Source organism: Hydrogenophaga sp. Root209 (assembly GCF_001428625.1).
Classification (GTDB): domain Bacteria; phylum Pseudomonadota; class Gammaproteobacteria; order Burkholderiales; family Burkholderiaceae_C; genus Hydrogenophaga.
Genome location: NZ_LMIE01000034.1, coordinates 40,663 through 59,426 on the forward strand (window position 1 = coordinate 40,663; position 18,764 = coordinate 59,426).

Here is an 18,764-nt window from a genome sequence, read left to right on the forward strand (position 1 = left end):
TACCAATTACGCCAACGCGCGCTCGCTTTTTCCGCTCCCCGCGGATCGCTGGATGATCGGCTTGTTGCTGGCCTTTGCGTTAACTGCGCCATTCACCATGAGCACGCTCGTCCTCAGCACCCAGTTGTTACCGTGGCTGGTGTGGACTGCGGCCGTGCTCGGCTTGAACCTGATCCTGGGCTGGACCGGACAGTTCCACTTCGGCTATGCCGCCATCATGGGCATCGGCGCCTACACGGCGGTGCACGGCGTACGCAACGGCATTCCCTGGGAGATCGCGATGGTGCTCGGCGGCGTGATGGCCGCTGTGATCGGCATCGTTTTCGCTTTCGCGGCGCTGCGCGTGAAAGGCCTGTATCTGGCGCTCAGCACGCTGGCCCTGCAGTTCGTGATGGACTGGGTGATCTCCCACGTGCCGGCCATCAGCGGCGGCACCCAGGCCACACTGCAGGCACCTGACATCAGCCTGCTCGGCCAGGCCATCACCTCGGATACCGGACTCTATTACGTGGCGCTGGGCTGGTGCCTGATCGTCACCGTGTTCATGCTCAACTTGCGCCGCACCGGGCTTGGCCGCGCGCTCATTGCGGTGCGTGAAAAGGACTTCGCTGCGGCGGTCATTGGCGTGCACAGCCTGTATTACAAGCTGGTGGCGTTCGCCACCTCGTCCTTCATTGGCGGCATCAGCGGCGCCATCCTGATCTTCACCTTCTACCGAGCAGCCACACCGGAGCAATTTGCCGTCAATGTCTCCATCGAGTTGCTGGCCATGGTGATCGTCGGCGGACTGGGCAGCATCATCGGCAGCTATTTTGGGGCTGCCTTCATTCTGTTGATGCCCGGCCTGATGAACAGTCTGATCGGCTGGCTGGCGCAGCTCCTGGGCATCTCGCTCGGGATCGAAACGCTGGCCCACATTCCACATGCGGTTTATGGCGCGCTGATCATTATTTTCCTGCTGGTTGAGCCTATGGGGCTGGGCAAGATGTACACCAATCTGCGCAACTACCTGCTGGTCTGGCCCTTCGGCTACGCCCGAAAGTAAAAACGACATCATGGCGACTGACAACTTGACTTCCAACCCAACGCTGATGCAAAACCAGACTGCGGAACCTGCATTGATATTGTCACTGAACAATGTCGAGGTCATCTACGATCATGTATCGCTCGCCATCAAGGGCGTTTCGATCGATGTGCCGCAAGGCGCCATGGTGGCACTGCTGGGCGCCAACGGCGCTGGCAAAAGCACGACGCTGAAGTCGATCAGCGGCCTGCTGCGCCCTGAGCGCGGCCTGGTAACCCGCGGTGAGGTGCAATTCCTGGGTCAGAACATCGATGCACTGGCGCCGCAGGAGCGCGTCAAGCTCGGTATCGTGCATGTGCTGGAAGGGCGGCGTGTGTTCGAACACATGACGCCTGACGAAAACCTGGTGGCGGCCTCGGCGGTTCGTGGCACCCGCCAAGACATGCTGCGTAACAAGGATATGGTTTACAGCTATTTCCCGCGCTTGCATCAGCGGCGCACCGCGCAGTCCGGCTACCTGTCAGGCGGCGAGCAGCAGATGCTGGCCATTGGCCGTGCCTTGATGACGCAACCCAAGCTGCTGATGCTTGACGAGCCGAGTCTTGGTCTCGCGCCTTTTCTGGTGGCCGAGATTTTCGACATTGTTCGGCGCATCAACAAGGAAGAAGGCCTGTCCGTTCTGCTGGTGGAACAAAACGCAATTGCAGCTTTAGAGGTCGTCTCGCATGGCTATCTGATCGAGAACGGACGCGTGGTGATGCATGACAGCGCAGAAGCCATGAAGAAAAACCCGGACATCCAGGAGTTCTATCTAGGAGGCACCGAAGGGCGAAGCTTCCATGACATCAAACACTATAGTCGGCGCAAACGCTGGCTCACCTGAAACTAGTTTCTCGTAGCATGGACACCTCCACATCGCGTCGAGCTCTCGCATTAAGTCTTGGGCACGACCGGCATTCCTACTACAGACTGCATTTCACCCCGTGCTAGCTAAACAGGAGACATCACCATGAAAATCAAACTGCTTTCAATTCTTGCTGGCGTGGGGATGGCGATGTCCAACGTCCAGCCCGCGCTGGCCCAAGCCCAGACCGAACCGATTAAATTTGCGCTATGTTACGACCTGAGCAAGGTTTACGCCTTCGCCGTACCGCAAGTTGCCCAGGCCGCGCGCGACTATGCGCAGATACTCAACCAGAAAGGCGGCATCGAAGGCCATCCGGTCGAGATTCTGGTTCAAGACCATGGCAACGAACCGCAGCGGGGCATCGAGTGCTATGAAAAGATGAAGCGCGAGGGTGCGATCACCTTCGACTTCTTTTCCACGCCGGTCGGGCGCGCGCTGCTGCCGCGCGCAATGCAGGACAACAATGTGATGATTTCATCCTTTACTGGCCGCAGCGATGCAGTCGACGGCGATGTGTTCAAGTGGATATTCCCCATCGGGCCCACCTATTGGAGCCAAGCAGCCAATAACATCCAGTACATCAAGTCCAAGTCGAACAACAACCTCAAGGGGGTGAAGATCGCATTCTTTTACCTGGACACCGCGTTTGGGTTGGAACCCATCGGCGTGTTGAAGACACTCGCGGCCAAGGAAGGCTTCGACCTCCAATTGTTCCCGAACCCGCTGCCTGGTAACAATCAGTCAGGGGCGTGGTCCCAGATCCGCCGCTTCAACCCCGATTGGGTCATCAGCTGGAATCTGGGCAACATGCACGTTGTTGCCTCGCGCGAAATGAAACGCAACGCCATGCCGATGGACAAGTACATCGCCGTCAATTGGTTCAACGAAGTGGACATCGCGAACATTGGCGCCGACGCAGCCAAGGGCATCAAGCGCGGCACTAATGTGGTGGGCGGTCAGGAGCACCCGCTGATCCAGCAGATCCTGAAGGATCTGTATGACAAGGGAAAGGGCAACGGCGACCGCAAGCATACCAATGACATCTTCTACAACACTGGGCTGGCCACCTACGCTCCTGTTTTCGAAGGCGCGCGTCTGGCAATCAAGCAGTATGGCTGGCCTCTGACATCCGACAAGATGAAGCGCGGGCTGGAGAGCCTGCGCAACTTCGACGCTAACGGCCTCATCGCCCCTGTAACTGTGACGGCCAAGGACCATGGCGGCGGCGGCAAGACGCGCATCGACATGTGGGATGGCGCGAAGTGGGTGCCAGAGACTGGCTGGTTCTCCGCATACGACGATGTAGTCCAGGAAAGCGCCAAGAAGGAATCGGCGGAGTTCGCCAAGTCGAAGCAGTAGCGATACGCCTCGGTCAGGCCTCGGGCACGACTGTACGGCGTGCCTTCTACAGACTGCATTTCACCCCGTACTAACTAAACAGGAAACATCATCATGAAAATCAAACAGCTTTCCATTCTTGCTGGCCTGGGATTGGCGCTGGCCGGTCTGCAGTCCGCGCAGGCGCAGGCACCAGCCCAGCCCGTCAAATTCGCGCTTTGTTATGACCTGAGTAAATCCTACGGCTTTGTGACGCCACAAATTGCCCAGGCGGCGAATGACTATGCCAAGATATTGAATCAGAAAGGCGGCATTGAAGGCCACCCAATCGAGATACTGGTTCAAGACCATGGCAACGAGCCGCAGCGTGGCATTGAGTGCTACGAAAAGATGAAACGCGAAGGCGCCGTTGCCTTTGATTTCCTGTCCACGCCGGTTTCCCGCGCCGTTCTGCCGCGCGCCATGGCGGATGGCAATGTGATGGTGCAATCCTTTGTAGGTCGTGGCGATGCGGTCGATGGTGATGTGTTCAAGTGGATTTTCCCCATTGGGCCCACCTACTGGGGTCAAATGGCCAACAATATCCACTACATCAAAACCAAGTCCAACAACAACCTCAAGGGCGTGAAGATTTCGTTCATCTACCCCGACTATCCGTTCGGGCAGGAACCGATCGGCGTGTTGACGACACTTGCGGCCAAAGAGGGCTTTGACCTGCAGTTGGTTCCCAACCCGATGCCGGGCAATGACCAGGCCGCCGCTTGGTCCCAGATCCGCCGCAACAACCCCGACTGGGTGATCAGCTGGAACCTGGCCGGCATGCACGTCGTCGCCTCGCGCGAAATGAAGCGCAACGGCATCCCGATGGACAAGTACATTTCCGTCAATTGGCTCAACGAAGTTGACCTTGCCAACATTGGTCTGGAAAACGCAAAAGGCCTCAAGCGCGGCACCAACGTGACGGGTGGACAGAGCCACCCGCTGATTCAGCAGATCATCAAGGACCTGTATGAGAAAAACAAGGGCAGCGGTGACCGCAAGCATCTCAACGATGTTTACTACAACACCGGTCTGGCCATCTATGCCAGCGTTTTCGAAGGCGCTCGCCTAGCCATCAAACAAAGTGGCTGGCCCCTCAACCCTGACAAAATGAAGCGCGGACTGGAAAGCTTGAAAAACTTTGATGCCGAAGGCCTGATCGCCCCCGTGACGGTGACCGCCAAAGACCATGGCGGCGGCGGCAAAACCCGCATCGACATGTGGGACGGCGCCAAGTGGGTGCCCCAGACTGACTGGTTCTCGGCGTATGACGATGTGGTCCAGGACATCGTGAAGAAAGAATCTGGCGAGTTCGCCAAGAACAAACAGTAATTGCCTTCCCTTGGGATGGATCACGGTCAGACGCGTTGCGCACTGATAGTGAACCATCCCATCTTGTTTCTCGGATTTTCATCCCTCTCTTGAATCGACAGGTGGCAGCCTATGCCACAGTGGATTGCAGTGGTAGCTGCCAGGCGCACCATCCAACACAGGAAATCTCGCCCGCTATCTAACTATCGTTAGATAGTCATAATTTCATCCTCACCAATGTGGCGCCTAAAGCGCAAGGAGCAATCAGTATGGATCTCGAACTAAAAGGAAAATCGGTCATCGTCACGGGTGGCGGCTCGAACATTGGCCGCGGCATCGTGCTCGGCTTCGCCGCGGAAGGCGCCAACATCACCATCGGCGACATCGACGAAAGTCAGGCGCAAAAGACGGCAGAACTCGCGCTGGCGAGCGGCGCGGCGTCGGCGCAGGTTGTCAAGACCGATGTCACCCAACTTGACCAGGTGCAAGCCATGTTCAAGGCAGCCTCGGACAAGTTCGGCGGCGTCGATGTCCTCGTCAACAACGTCGGCTGGGACCAGTTGATGTTCTTCACGCAGACGACCCCCGATCTGTGGCAAAAGATCATCAACATCAACTACCTCGGCGTTCTCAACTGCACCAAGACCGCGCTTGAAGTCATGGTTCCTCGCAACGCCGGCTCAATCGTCTCCATCAGCTCTGATGCCAGTCGGCAAGGTGAGCCACGTGAAGCGGTGTATGGCGGCGTCAAGGCTGCCATCAACAGCTTCATGAAAACGATCGCCAAGGAAAACGGGCGTTACGGCATCCGCTGCAACGTGGTATGCCCCGGCGTCACTATCCCCAGTACCACCGACGAAGTGGGCGGAAGCAGCATGTGGATTGATGCCGACAGTATGTTCACGCCGGAGCAACTGGAAAAAGTCGCCAAGGCGCTGCCGTTGCGCAAGGTGGGACGGCCGCAGGATATTGCCAATGCCGTCGTCTTCCTGTCTTCAGCGAAGGCTGCGGGCCATGTCACCGGGCAGGTTCTTTCAGTGTCTGGTGGTTACAGCATGATTGGGTAAACGCCCGGGCACGGTCGAAAGACATGCGGCATTGAAATAACAGACAAAAAGGAAAACCCATGGAATTCAAGGACATCCTCTACGAAGAACTCGACTCGGTGGCCTACATCGCGATCAACCGCCCCGAAGTGATGAATGCGTTTCGCGGCCAGACCGTCGAGGAACTGCTGCAGGCATTCATGAAAGCAGGCTGGGACAAGCGAATCGCCGCCATTGTGCTCACCGGGACGGGTGACCGTGCTTTCTGCACCGGCGGCGATCAGTCGGCTCATGCCGGCCAGTACGACGGCCGGGGCACCATCGGTATCCCGGTGGAAGAGTTTCACAGCGCCATTCGTGACGTGCCCAAGCCCGTGATCGCCCGCGTGCAGGGTTACGCCATTGGCGGCGGCAATGTCCTAGCCACCTTGTGCGACATGACCATTGCCTCGGAAAAGGCCGTGTTTGGCCAAGTCGGCCCGAAAGTAGGCTCGGTCGACCCTGGCTGGGGCACAGCTTACCTGAGCCATGTGGTTGGCGAAAAGAAAGCCCGCGAGATCTGGTACATGTGCCGCCGCTACAGTGCACAGGAGGCCTTGGCCATGGGTCTGTGCAACACCGTCGTGCCCCACGACCAGCTCGACGCCGAAGTCGCCCGCTGGTGCAAGGAAATTGTCGAAAAAAGTCCGACGGCTCTGGCGATCGCGAAACGTTCGTTCAATGCATCCACCGAGCACATTCGCGGGATCGGCAGCCTGGGACTTCAAGCGCTGAGCCTGTACTACGACACGGCAGAGTCCAAAGAAGGCGTGAGCGCTTTCCTGGAAAAACGCCGGCCTGATTTCAGGCAGTGGGCGAATGGTCGCAAGTGAGCAACCCCGCGCGACGAGACGTTGCTCAAGGCCGCCCCTTCGACCAAAGCTAGGTTTGATACGATTCGAAATTTGGATCTACCAAACGGTCAAATGATGTCAAATACAGACGCAAAACCCAGCAAAAATGAGGTGGATGGTCCCGCCACACGCGAACGCGTGCTGCTCGAAGCTGCAAGGCTATTCAGGCATCATGGTTATGCAGCAACTACTTTGCGCGAGGTTGCGGATGCTGCCGGCGTCAAAGCCGGCAGTATCTACTATCACTTCGAATCGAAAGAGCAGATCCTGGGCGAGGTATTGGACAAAGGCATCACCATCGTCGCAGATGCCGTACGCACCCGTGTTGCGGCTCTTCCCGAAAGTGCACCCTGGCGAGATCGAATCGCCGCTGGCATTGAAGGCCATCTCTGGGGAATGCTGCATTATGGCGACTTCACGTCAGCCAACATCCGCATCTACGGCCAAATCCCGACCAGCGCAAAAAATCGCCACCGGGTCGTGCGGCGGGCTTACGCAGACTATTGGGATCAGCTTCTCGAATCAGCGCTCGCCAGTGGCGAATTGCGCGACGACACCAGCACGGCCATGATTCGGCTTTTCGTGATTGGGGCATTGAACTGGACCGTCGAATGGTACAACCCCCAACGCGGCTCTTTTCGTGACTTCTCGCGTCAAATAACGGGGATCGTGTTCGATGGAATTCTCACGCATGACAAAGCATAGTCGCGATGCATTGCCGGCAACTTCAACAAGCCGGGCCGAGAAACTGACAGCAATAGTCCACATGTCGCCTACATTGCGCAGTGGCACGCTGACCGGCTGCGTCTGGGGACTCCCAAATTGGACAACCCGCCGCAGGAGCAGCAAATGACCATCAAAGAAGGCTGGCGCGGCCGATTCTATGAAGACTTCGAGGTCGGCGACGAGTATCGGCATGGCCTCGGTCGCACACTGACCCAGAACGACAACATCTGGTTCACGTTGCTGACGCAAAACACGGCTCCGCTGCACTTCGATGCCCACTACGCCGCGCAGACGGAGTTCGGCCGTCCGCTCATCAATTCCTGCCTCACGCTGGCCCTCGTGACGGGGCAGACGGTGAGCGATGTCTCGCAAAACGTCATGGCCAACCTGGGGTGGGACGAAGTTCGACTTCCGAATCCGGTGTTTGAAGGCGACACGCTCTATTCACGTTCCACGGTGCTGGACAGGCGCGAGTCGCGGTCGCGAACCAATGTCGGCGTCGTCACGGTGCGCACCGAAGGCTATAACCAGAGCGGCGTCATTGTCTGCACCTTCAAACGCACGGTGATGGTCTACAAACGTGACGGCGCACCGCGCACCGCACCGCCGCTGCCGGTCGACAACCGACCCTGACCCCCCCCTTTTTTTCGTCAACTTCGGCCCCAGGGTCGCCACCTTTTTGACCCTCTCCGCATGAAGCCCACCTCCCTGCTCGACCAATACGGTCCCCGCGAAGCGATGGAGTATGACGTGGTGGTGGTGGGCGCCGGCCCCGGAGGTTTGGCCACGGCCATCCACCTCAAGCAGCTCGCGGCTGAAAAGGGCGAGGACGTCTCGGTGGTGCTGCTGGAAAAAGGCTCCGCGCCCGGCGCTCACATTCTTTCCGGCGCGGTCATGGACCCAATCGCACTGAACGAACTATTCCCCAACTGGAAGGATCTGGGCGCACCGCTGAACCAACCCGTTACCGGCGACGACGTGCTTTTCCTGAGCGAAACCGGTGCCAGGCGCACACCCAACTTCCTGGTGCCCGACTGCTTCCACAACGAGGGCAACTACGTCATCAGCCTGGGCGCCCTGACCCAATGGCTGGGCGAGCAGGCTGAAGGCTTGGGCGTGGAAATCTTCCCGGGCTTCACAGCCACCGAGGTTCTGTACGACGACAACGATTCGGTCAAAGGAGTAGCTACCGGCAACCTTGGCATTGGCAAGGACGGCCTGCCGCACGACGGCTTCCAGCTCGGCATGGAGTTGCATGCCAAATACACCATCTTTGCCGAAGGCGCGCGCGGCCACCTGGGCAAGCAACTCATCGCTAAATACAAGCTTGACGAAGGCCGCGATCCGCAAAGCCATGCCATCGGCATCAAGGAACTTTGGGAGATCGACCCGACCCGCGCCCAACCCGGCCGTGTGGTACACACGGCCGGCTGGCCAATGGACACCCAGACCTACGGCGGCGGTTTTCTCTACCACTTGGAAGGAAACAAGGTCACGCTTGGCTTCGTCACCGGGCTCGACTACAAGAACCCATGGCTCAGCCCCTTTGAGGAAATGCAGCGCTGGAAGGCCCACCCCGCCATTCGCGCCCACATCGAAGGCGGCAAGCGCATCGGCTACGGCGCGCGCGCCATCACCGCCGGTGGCCTGCTCAGCCTGCCCAAGACCGTGTTCCCGGGCGGCGCGCTGATCGGCTGTGATGCCGGCTACCTGAACGCCGCACGCATCAAAGGCAGCCACGCCGCCATCAAGAGCGGCATGCTGGCCGCCGAAGCCGCGTTTGAAGCCCTGGCCGCCGGACGCAGCGGCGACGAACTCAGCGCCTACCCCGCTGCGTTCGAAAACAGCTGGCTGCACACCGAACTCGACCAGTCGCGCAACTTCAAACAGTGGTTCAAGAAGGGCAGCCTCGTCGGAGCCCTGATGACCGGCATTGAACAGTGGCTGCTGCCCAGGCTTGGCATCAAGCGTCCGCCCTGGACGATCCACCGCACCCAGGCCGACCACGCCAGCCTGCGCCCGGCCGCCGAGATGCCGCAGATCAGCTACCCCAAGCCCGACGGCAAGCTCACCTTCGACCGGCTCTCCAGCGTGTTCGTCAGCAACACCAACCACGAAGAAAACCAGCCCGCGCACCTGACGCTCAAGGACGCCAGCGTGCCGGTGCAGATCAATCTGGCGAAATACGCCGGCCCCGAGAGCCGTTACTGCCCGGCCGGCGTTTACGAATTCGTAAAGAACGACGACGGCTCGGACCGGCTGCAGATCAACGCGCAGAACTGCGTGCACTGCAAAACCTGCGACATCAAGGATCCGACGCAGAACATCGTCTGGGTGACGCCCGAAGGCGGCGGCGGGCCGAACTACGCGGGAATGTAGCCGAGAGTGATTCAAATCTAAAGTGCAATACCCTGGGTTTCAATGAACGAGGGTGGGTGTTGCGTGCTATTGAGCAGGAGGTCCCGATAGACTGCCAGAGGGGGATCGTGCGCCCTACCCCTTCCAGGGCGGGTTGTTGATCTGATCGGCAATCGCATCGAGCTGCTCCTGGCTGTACCCTGAGAGGTCCGAGCCCTTGGGCTGGTACTGGCGCACCAGCTCGTTGGAGTTCTCGTTAGAGCCTCGCTGCCAAGGGCTGTGGGGGTAACAGAAGTACACCGCAATGTCCGTGCGTCGGCTCAGTTCCCTGCGCATCGCCTTCTCCCGGCACTGGTCGTACGTCATGCTCTGGCACATAGGCTCAGCGAGCCTCAGCAGCTTGTCAGAAAAGGCCTGCAGGACATTGACCGCGCTGGCGGGCTTGAACCCGTGCAGCTTGATGAGCATGAGCAGCCCGACTGGTGCACTCCACCAGGGTGCCCACCGCGCTGGCGTTCGCAGCACCCTTGATCAGGTCACCCTCCCCGTGCCCGGGCAACTGCCGGTCTTCAATCTCGGGCGGACGCACATGGATGCTCACCATGTCCATCTATTGTTCCGGCCCTTTGAAGTCGCGAGTCGTGGACCGACTGCCACAGGCAAACGATCCACGAAAGTTCAAAATTCATGGGGCCGGAGCAATAGTATCTGAGCTCTTCGGCCTTTTCCTTTGTTGCGAGGTAGTCGTTTGCGCTTGGGTGGGCTGCTTTGCATCTGCGGACCGTACTCGGGGGCAGGTGTTGCACTTCAGTCTTGAATCCGCTGACGGTGAATCACCGGCATTCATGCTGAAGCGAACCTGGCCAGAAGTTCCCGCCCGCACTCGCACCCGGACTTGATGGCACCTGCATAGGGATTTCCCGAGTTGAAGCCAGACTAACTACCGTTAGATTAACGCCATGCAAACAAGGCATCGCGCCTACCGAACGGCAAGGCACATGGCAGGCACGCTGCCCAACACGGCCAACACGAGACAACCTTTGAGAAAATTAACTGCCCCCTCGAACGGCACCCTGGCAACCAGAGACCATGGTCGCGCCCATGCACCCGGCCCATCCGAGCCGAAGGTCTGCACGACTGCGGCTGCCATCCTGGCGCACCCCTCCACTACGCTCGACCGGCAAACCCGTTCAATGGTTAAGTCGCCGCAGCACAGCGCAAGTAGCGGCCTGTCATGCTGAATCTCACCAATGTCCAGATCGTTTACGACAACACCATCGAGGCGGTGCGAGAGGTCTCATTGGCCGTCGGCAAAGGTCGCATAGTCGCCCTGCTCGGTTCCAACGGGGCCGGGAAATCAACCACGCTCAAAGGCATTTCGGGCGTTCTGTATCCGGAAGACGGTGAGATCAAGGGTGGCCAGATCACGTTTGAAAACCGCCAGCTGACCGGCCTGGCGCCGGACGAAATCGTGCGCGCCGGCGTGGTCATGGTGCCCGAGGGGCGCCGCCTGTTCGACCAGTTGACGGTCGAGGAAAACCTCGTGATGGGCGGCTACACACGCAGTCTGACCGACGCCAGGCGCCAGATGGAGATGGTGTATGGGCTGTTCCCGCGTCTGGTGCAAAAACGCAGCACGGTGTCGGGCTACCTGTCGGGCGGCGAACAGCAGATGGTGGCCATCGGCCGCGCGCTGATGTCGTCCCCGAAACTGCTGATGCTCGACGAGCCCACGCTCGGTCTGGCGCCACAGATCAGCGAAGAGATTTTCGACATCATCACCCGCCTGTGCCGCCAGGAAGGCATGGGCATTCTCCTGGTGGAGCAGAACGCACAGATGGCGCTGGCCATTGCCGACTATGGCTACATCATGGAAAACGGCCGCGTGGTGCTCGACGGTGAGGCCGACAAGATGCTGCGCAACGACGACGTGCGCGAGTTCTACCTAGGCTTCGGCGAAGGTGGATCGCGCAAGAACATGCGCGAGGTGAAGCATTACAAGCGGCGCAAACGCTGGCTGTCCTGAGAAAAAAAACATGAACGACACATTGTTAAGGGTCGAAACCCTGTCCAAGCGCTTCGGCGGCGTCGAAGCCGTTGCCGGTGTCAGTTTTCACGTTCGGCGCGGTGAAATCTATTCCCTGATCGGCCCCAACGGGGCCGGCAAGACGACCACCTTCAACATGATCAGCGGCGTCGTCAAGCCCAGCAGCGGCACCGTGCATTTCGATGGCAGCGACATCACCGGCATGCCGGCACACCGCCTGGCCGCCATCGGCATCGGTCGGACCTTCCAGAATCTGGCGGTGTTCAAACATGCCAGCGTGGTGGACAACCTGCTGGTCGGCCGCCACTGCCACATGGCCACCAACGTGCTGGATGCCTCGTGGTTCTTCGGACGGGCGCGGCGCGAGGAGCTCGAACACCGTCGCAAGGTGGAAGAGATCATCGATTTTCTCGAAATCGAGGAAATTCGCGACATGCCGGTGGGCACCCTGTCCTATGGCCTGCAAAAGCGGGTCGAGTTGGGACGCGCACTGGCCACCGAGCCCAAGTTGCTGCTGCTGGACGAAATGGTGTCGGGCATGAACAGCGAGGAGACCGAAGACATTGCCCGCTTCGTGCTGGACATCCGCGACGAACTCGGCATTTCGGTCCTCATGGTCGAGCATGACATGGGCATCGTGATGGACATCTCCGACCGCGTCTGCGTGCTCAACTTCGGCCGCAAGATCGGCGAGGGCACGCCGGCCGAGATATCGGCCAACCCGGCCGTGATCGACGCCTACCTGGGCAGCAAAACCAAGGAGGCCGCGTGATCGACAACCTGGACGCGTTACTGCGCGACGGCAACACCACATTCCCCAAGCTGCTCCAGCACTGGGCACAGCGCTTTCCGGATGCGCTCGCGTTTCGCGAGAAAGATTACGGCATCTGGAACCGGATGACCTGGCAGCACTATTTCGAAACGGCGCGCCGCTTCGCCCTCGGTCTCAAGTCTCTGGGCTTCGACAAGGGCGACCGGCTGGCGATTGCCAGCGAGGACAGTCCGCAGTGGATGTTCACCGACCTGGCCACGCAAGCCATCGGCGGTGTCGTGGTGGGCATCTACCCCACCAACCCGTGGCCGGAACTGCAGTACATCGTGCACCACTCGAACAGCAAGTTCGTGGTCTGCGGCGATCAGGAACAGGTCGACAAGGTGCTCGACGCCATGGCCAAGCACGACACCGGCCTGCCCGACCTGGTGAAGATCATCTGCGTCGACATGAAGGGGATGCGCGGCTACAAACACGACAAGCTGATGTCGTTCGAGGACGTGCTTGAGCTAGGAGACCAAAACGCCGCGGCATCGCCCCAGCACGCGAGCGCCTTTGATCGTGCCATCGAGGACACCCAGCCCGATGACACCTGCATGCTGGTCTACACCTCGGGCACCACCGGGCCGCCCAAGGGCGCGATGCTGTCGCACCGCAACCTGATCGTCACCGTTGACAAGCTCAAAACCCATTTCAAGCTCGACCGGCACAACTACGAAGTGGTCTGCTACCTGCCGTTGTGCCACGTGGCCGAGCGTGCCTTCTCGACGGTCATGCACCTGCTCACCGGTGGCGTGGTCAATTACGCCGAATCGATCGACACGGTAGCCGTCAATCTGCGCGAGATCGCACCCACGGTGTTTTTGGGCGTGCCGCGCATCTGGGAGAAGCTGCAGCAAGGCATTTTGATCCGCATGCAGGACGCCTCGCGCTTTCAGCGCTGGGCTTTCCAGCGCTGCTTCGATGCCGGGCGCCGTCTGTTCGAAAAGGTCGAGGCGCAAGGGGGCCAGCGCAGTCTGTCGGATCGCCTGCACTTCTTCGTTCTGTGGTTGCTGATGTTTCGCAATCTGCAGAAATTCGTCGGCCTGGACCGCATGCAGTGCGGCTTCTGTGGCGGCGCCAGCGTCTCGCCCGAGGTACTGAAGTTCTTCCGCATCCTCGGCATTCCGGTGTACCAGGTCTACGGCATGACCGAGTCCGGCGGGGTGATCTTCTTCCAGCATGAAAAAGCGATCAAACTGGGCGCCACCGGCCTGCCCATCGACGGCCTGAACTGGAAGATCGCGGAGGACGGCGAGCTCGTCGTCAAGCACCCCGCCGTGTTCAAGGGCTACATCCACGACGAAGGCGCCACCGCCAAGACCGTGGTGGACGGCTGGCTGCACACGGGCGACATCGTGGCGCTGGCTGACAACGGCGAGCTGATGATCGTTGACCGCAAGAAGGCCATCATCATCACCAGCGGCGGCAAGAACATCGCGCCCTCGGAGATCGAAAACGCGCTCAAGGACAGCCTGTATGTGCGCGAGGCGATCATCCTGGGCGACGGACGCCACTATTTGGCGGCGCTGATCCAGGTCGACTACGAAACGGTCGGCAAGTGGGCACAAGAACGCAAACTGGCCTACACCACCTACAAGAGCCTGGCCGCGCTGCCCGAGGTGCGCGAACTGATCGACGAGGACGTCAAGCGTGTGAACAAGCTGTTTGCCCGGGTCGAGAACATCCGCAAGTTCCTGATCCTGGAAAAAGAACTCGACCACGACGACGGCGAACTCACCGCCACCCAGAAGGTGCGCCGCAACGTCATCGAAAAAACCTTCGCGAAAGAGATCGCGATCATCTACGGCGCAGGAGCGGGCTGATGGACTATTTTCTGCAACTGGTCATTTCCGGCATCGCCGTGGGCCTGCTCTACGGCTTCATCGGCATGGGCTTTGCGATGATTTACCGCGCCACCGGCGTGGTGAACTTCGCCCAGGGCGAGCTGATGATGCTGGTGTCCTACATCGCCTTCACCCTGGCCGGCACCTTCCAATTTGGCTTCTGGCTCATGCTGGCAGCAACTGTCGCGGCCTCGGTGCTGATTGGCCTTCTGATCGAGGTCTTGCTGATCCGTCCGATGCTTGGTCAGCCGGTGTTTTCCACGGTGATGGTGACCATTGGCCTGGCCGTGATCCTGCGCTCGGTGGTGGTGCTGATCTGGGGCGCAGACCCCATGCCGCTCAATGCCGGCCTGCCAACGGAGGTCATCAAGATCGGCCCGGCCGGCCTGTACCCGGCGCAGCTGTATTCCGTTGGGCTGATGGCGGCCGTACTGCTCGGCCTGTGGACCTTCTTTCGCTATTCGCGGGTCGGTATCGCCATGCGTGCCACCGCCAACGTGCAAACTGCAGCCCTGCTGATGGGCATCAATGTCAAGCGCATTTTCGCCTTGTCCTGGGCCCTGTCGGCGGGGCTCGCCGCCATTGCGGGCGTGTTGATCGGCGTGATCTACGACGTGAATCCCGGCATGTGGACGACAGGTCTGCGCAGCTTTCCCGCGGTCATCTTGGGCGGGCTGGACTCGGTGTTCGGCGCCGCACTCGGCGGCATCCTGATCGGGGTGGTCGAGAATCTGTCGGAAGGCTATATCGGCCGCGGCATGAAGGAGATCGCCGGTTTTGTTTTGATCCTCGTCGTCCTTATGGTCAGACCCTATGGCCTGTTCGGCAAACCTGAAATCGAGCGTGTCTGATGCGTAGCGGAAACTTCAAACAAAACTATCGTCAGCTGCTGGCACTGACCGACTCGGTTCCTGTCATCGTCTGGTCGTGTCTGCTGGTGGCGCTGCTGGCGGCCGCGCCACTGCTGCTGGCCAAGTACTATGTCTCCGTCATTCTGCTGCTGCTGATCACAGCGGTGGGGGTGTTGGGCCTGAACCTGCTGACCGGGACCACCGGGCTGATCTCGCTCGGGCACTCGGGGTTTCTGGCGGTCGGCGCCTACACGGCCGGCATCGTGGCCAGCAAACTTGGCTGGCCAATGCTGGCGTCCATCTTTGCCGGTGGCGTGAGCGCGGCCATCGCCGGGATCATCGTGGGCATACCCTCGCTGCGTCTCAAAGGGCTGTACCTGGCCATCACGACGATGGCATTTGCCGTGATCATCAACCACCTGATCCTCAACGGTGGCGACCTGACCGGAGGCTCGGAAGGCTTGACGGTGCCGCAACCCTCGCTGTTCGGTCAGGCGCTGGGGGCAGAACGTGGCTACTACTACGTGGTGCTGTGCTTTGTGGTGGTGTTCACCTTCATCACCCTGAACATCCTGCGCAGCCGCATTGGCCGGGCGTTCCAGGCGATTCGGGAGCACGACATCGCAGCCAAGGCCATGGGCGTCAACCTGGTGCGCTACAAGTTGCTGGCGTTCATGGTCAGCGCCTTCTACACCGGCATCGCCGGGGGCTTGCTGGCCTACTACACACGCTACCTGAATGTCGACAGCTTCAGCCTGCTGATATCGATCGAGGCGCTCTCCATGCTCATCGTCGGCGGCCTGGGTTCTGTAGCCGGCGCCTTGCTCGGAACGGCTTTCATCGTCCTGCTCAACGAAAGCCTGGGCTTCGTGTTCGGCATGATCGGCGCCAGCTTCGGCGGGTCGGGCTCCACTGCCGCCTATGAGATCAAAGGCGTCATTTATGGACTCGCGATTGTGTTGTTCCTGCGTTTTGAGCCCGATGGCCTGATGGGGCGATGGCGCGACATCAAGCATTACTGGACCCATTGGCCCTTCCGATTCTGACCCCGCAGCACACGCGCTGCTTATTCCATAGGAGACCTGCGATGCGAACACTACCGAAGCTGACCCAGCGCTTTTGCCTCGGCGCCCTCGCCGCACTGACCTTCGGCAGCGCACTGGCGGCAGATCCCGGGGTCACGAACGAGAAACTCGTGCTTGGCGCGGTCATCCCGCTGAGCGGCCCGCCCAGCATCATTGGCAAGGCCATTGCCACGACCCTGAAAGTTTGGGAGCAGGACGTCAATTCGCGCGGCGGCATCGGCGGACGCAAAGTCGACATTCGCATTGAGGACGACGGCTATGTGCCGCAGCGCGCTGTCCAGGGTCTGAAAAAACTGATTGATGTCGAACAGATCTTTGCATTGATCGGCACCTCCGGCTCGTCGCAGTTGCTGGCCATGCTGCCCATCATCGACGAGCAGAAAATTCCCGCCATCAACCATATCGCCGTCAACAGCGCCCACTTCAACCCACCGCACAAGACGCTGTTCAATATCGGGGCAACTTACTGCCAGGAGGTCTCTGCCAGCATGAAGCATCTGGTCACATCCCAGAAGCTGCAGGGATCGAAGTTCGGCCTGATCTTCCAGGAAGACGATTACGGCACCGACGTCAAATGCGGCTACGAACAGGCCCTGAAAGAGCTCGGCTTGAAAAGCAGCATCGAAGTTGCCTACAAACGCGGGGCGAAGGATTTTTCCGCCGAGGTGTTGAGCGTGCAGCGCGCCGGCGCCACCTTCGTGCTGACCGGCGGCATCATCACCGAAACCGCCGCCATGCTCAAAGAGATCGCGAAGAACCAGATGCAAGCCGTGCGCCTGGCCGCTCACCCTTCGCATCTGCCTGCGGTACTGGCCCTGGCCGGCCCGGCAGCAGACGGCGTGTACGTCGCCGAGTATGTGCCTCCAGTGACCGACATACAAACACAGGGCATTGGCAAACTCACCGCACTGACCTACAAATATTTTTCAGCCAATGAGGTCAAGGACATGAACCGGTATTCATTGACCGCCTATGTAGGTGTCCAGTTGCTCGAATCAGCGCTCAACGCATGTGCCAAAAACCTCACACGTGCCTGCGTGGTCGAAAAGCTCGAGCAGACCAAAAATTTCACCAGCGACGGCATCATGGCCCCATTGACCTTCGGGCCCAATATTCGACAGTCGGGGACCCGCCCCATTTTGCTCAAGGCGAATGCCAGCGCCGGGAAATTCGAGCGAGCCTCTGAATTTCTGAGTTCCAAGTAATCAAGACGACGTGCCACCAGCCCCTCCCCCATTACTCAACCAGGAGTGCCTTTTCATGACACGCAAATACTTTCGATATGCCGCCACCAGTCTGCTCAGCATGGTTATCAGCCTGACGGCCACGACCGCCGCTGCTGCCGACCCCGGTGTGACCGACGCCAAAATCGTCCTCGGCTCGGTGACGCCCGTCAGCGGCCCCCCTAGCCTGCTGGGCAAGGCCCACATGCTTGCCTTGCGGGTATGGGAGCAGGATGTCAACGCCCGTGGTGGCATCAACGGCCGCAAGGTGGAAATTCGCCAGGAAGATGACGGCTATGTGCCTCAGCGTGCTGTGCAAGGCGTCAAGCGACTGGTCGACGTGGAAGGCATCTTCGGCCTCATCGGCACCTCGGGCTCAGCGATGCTGCAAGCCATGCTGCCCTACATCAACGAGCAAGGCTTGCCAACTATCAACGCGATGGCCGTGGCAGCAGCGCACTTCACTCCACCGAACAAAACGGTATTTGTGATCGGGCCAACCTATTGTCAGGAGTTGAGCTCCGCCATGAAAAACATGGTCGCTAGCAAGAAGTTGCAAAAGGAGAAGTTTGCGCTGGTCTATCAGGATGACGAGTTTGGCAGCGACGTGCGTTGCGGCTACCAGAAGGCGATCAAGGATCTGGGGCTTAACAGCGTGTCCGAGATCTCCTTCAAGCGTGGCACCAAGGACTTCTCGGCTGAGATGCTGAGTCTGAAGCAGGTGGGAGCGACCTTTCTCGCGTCGGGCGGCGTGGTAGCCGAGCATTCGATGCTGATGAAGGAATCCGCTAAAAACCAGATGTCGCTGACCTTCCTTGCCGTGCATTCGGCCCACCTGACCCCTGTTCAGGCGCTCGCCGGTGCCGCGGGCGACGGCTACTTCGTCGCAGACTATGTCCCGCCTCTGACCGACCTGTCGGTGCCAGGCATGGCCAAGTTCATGGGGTTGGCACAGAAATATCTGTCAGCCGACGAGTTGAAGTCGCTCAACCGCTATTCGATCACAGCCTACGTCGGTGCGCTGCTAATGGAAGACGCGATCCGCCGCTGTGGCAAGGCGCTGACCCGCGCCTGTGTCGTCGAGAAGCTGGAGACAACCAAGAACTTCAGCACCGATGGGCTGGCTTCTCCCATCAGTTTCGGCCCCAATGACCGGCACTCGCCGAGCAGCGTGCTCGTGTTGCGCTCGGACGCCAAAAACTCCCGCTTCGAGCGCGTGTCCGAACCCATCCCCGTGCTCGATTGACACCAGACGCCG

Annotated in this window: 16 protein-coding genes and 1 pseudogene; 16 read left to right on the top strand and 1 reads right to left on the bottom strand. The window is 59.8% G+C overall.

The genetic code is table 11. The features are described from left to right. Positions 1–97: 97 nt before the first annotated feature. The 9 genes from ASE11_RS24385 (at position 98) to ASE11_RS24425 (ending at position 9,663) form a co-directional block, all read left to right on the top strand. Positions 98–1,045: a branched-chain amino acid ABC transporter permease gene (locus ASE11_RS24385; RefSeq protein ID WP_235501455.1), complete on the top strand. Its 948-nt coding sequence runs from the start codon at positions 98–100 to the stop codon at positions 1,043–1,045. A gap of 10 nt (positions 1,046–1,055) precedes the next feature. Continuing rightward, positions 1,056–1,907 carry an ABC transporter ATP-binding protein gene (locus ASE11_RS24390; protein WP_082586007.1) on the top strand — a complete coding sequence of 284 codons (852 nt, stop codon included), beginning with the start codon at positions 1,056–1,058 and terminating at the stop codon, positions 1,905–1,907. A 126-nt stretch (positions 1,908–2,033) separates the two neighbouring features. Further along, complete coding sequence (locus ASE11_RS24395) at positions 2,034–3,290, top strand: ABC transporter substrate-binding protein (RefSeq protein ID WP_008905457.1); 1,257 nt, start codon at positions 2,034–2,036, stop codon at positions 3,288–3,290. 93 nt (positions 3,291–3,383) lie between these two features. Further along, positions 3,384–4,640, top strand: a complete 1,257-nt coding sequence (locus ASE11_RS24400; RefSeq protein ID WP_056278244.1) for an ABC transporter substrate-binding protein — start codon at positions 3,384–3,386, stop codon at positions 4,638–4,640. Between the two features lie 248 nt (positions 4,641–4,888). Continuing rightward, the gene (locus ASE11_RS24405; protein ID WP_008905455.1) at positions 4,889–5,686 is read left to right on the top strand and encodes an SDR family NAD(P)-dependent oxidoreductase; all 798 of its coding nucleotides are present in this window, start codon (positions 4,889–4,891) and stop codon (positions 5,684–5,686) included. 59 nt (positions 5,687–5,745) lie between these two features. After that, entirely contained in the window at positions 5,746–6,537 is a 792-nt protein-coding gene (gene badI, locus ASE11_RS24410) for a 2-ketocyclohexanecarboxyl-CoA hydrolase (protein WP_056278247.1), read from the top strand. 93 nt (positions 6,538–6,630) lie between these two features. After that, positions 6,631–7,263 (top strand): TetR/AcrR family transcriptional regulator, encoded by a 633-nt coding sequence (locus tag ASE11_RS24415; RefSeq protein WP_056278249.1) that lies wholly within the window; start codon positions 6,631–6,633, stop codon positions 7,261–7,263. A 144-nt stretch (positions 7,264–7,407) separates the two neighbouring features. Then, the gene (locus tag ASE11_RS24420) at positions 7,408–7,917 is read left to right on the top strand and encodes a MaoC family dehydratase (protein ID WP_056278252.1); all 510 of its coding nucleotides are present in this window, start codon (positions 7,408–7,410) and stop codon (positions 7,915–7,917) included. Between the two features lie 60 nt (positions 7,918–7,977). Next, on the top strand, positions 7,978–9,663 hold the full coding sequence (locus tag ASE11_RS24425; RefSeq protein ID WP_056278256.1) for an electron transfer flavoprotein-ubiquinone oxidoreductase: 1,686 nt from the start codon (positions 7,978–7,980) through the stop codon (positions 9,661–9,663). 126 nt (positions 9,664–9,789) lie between these two features. On the opposite strand, the pseudogene ASE11_RS26845 reads toward ASE11_RS24425, so the two are convergent. Then, a pseudogene (locus tag ASE11_RS26845) lies at positions 9,790–10,249 on the bottom strand (IS30 family transposase); the annotation flags it as partial. Positions 10,250–10,876: 627 nt separating this feature from the next. Between ASE11_RS26845 and ASE11_RS24435 the strand changes: the two are divergent. Genes ASE11_RS24435 through ASE11_RS24465 form a run of 7 tightly spaced genes read left to right on the top strand, consistent with a single transcriptional unit; the run spans position 10,877 to position 18,752 of the window. Continuing rightward, positions 10,877–11,668: an ABC transporter ATP-binding protein gene (locus ASE11_RS24435; protein ID WP_056278262.1), complete on the top strand. Its 792-nt coding sequence runs from the start codon at positions 10,877–10,879 to the stop codon at positions 11,666–11,668. Between the two features lie 10 nt (positions 11,669–11,678). Continuing rightward, the gene (locus tag ASE11_RS24440) at positions 11,679–12,461 is read left to right on the top strand and encodes an ABC transporter ATP-binding protein (RefSeq protein WP_056278265.1); all 783 of its coding nucleotides are present in this window, start codon (positions 11,679–11,681) and stop codon (positions 12,459–12,461) included. Then, on the top strand, positions 12,458–14,326 hold the full coding sequence (locus ASE11_RS24445; RefSeq protein ID WP_056278268.1) for an AMP-dependent synthetase/ligase: 1,869 nt from the start codon (positions 12,458–12,460) through the stop codon (positions 14,324–14,326). Before ASE11_RS24440 ends, ASE11_RS24445 begins: the two co-directional genes overlap by 4 nt. Next, positions 14,326–15,198 (top strand): branched-chain amino acid ABC transporter permease, encoded by an 873-nt coding sequence (locus ASE11_RS24450; RefSeq protein WP_056278272.1) that lies wholly within the window; start codon positions 14,326–14,328, stop codon positions 15,196–15,198. Before ASE11_RS24445 ends, ASE11_RS24450 begins: the two co-directional genes overlap by 1 nt. Next, positions 15,198–16,244 carry a branched-chain amino acid ABC transporter permease gene (locus tag ASE11_RS24455; protein WP_056278277.1) on the top strand — a complete coding sequence of 349 codons (1,047 nt, stop codon included), beginning with the start codon at positions 15,198–15,200 and terminating at the stop codon, positions 16,242–16,244. The genes ASE11_RS24450 and ASE11_RS24455 overlap by 1 nt, the downstream gene beginning before the upstream one ends. A 41-nt stretch (positions 16,245–16,285) precedes the next feature. Further along, entirely contained in the window at positions 16,286–17,488 is a 1,203-nt protein-coding gene (locus ASE11_RS24460; RefSeq protein ID WP_056278280.1) for an ABC transporter substrate-binding protein, read from the top strand. 55 nt (positions 17,489–17,543) lie between these two features. After that, entirely contained in the window at positions 17,544–18,752 is a 1,209-nt protein-coding gene (locus ASE11_RS24465; RefSeq protein WP_056278283.1) for an ABC transporter substrate-binding protein, read from the top strand. Positions 18,753–18,764: the final 12 nt, after the last annotated feature.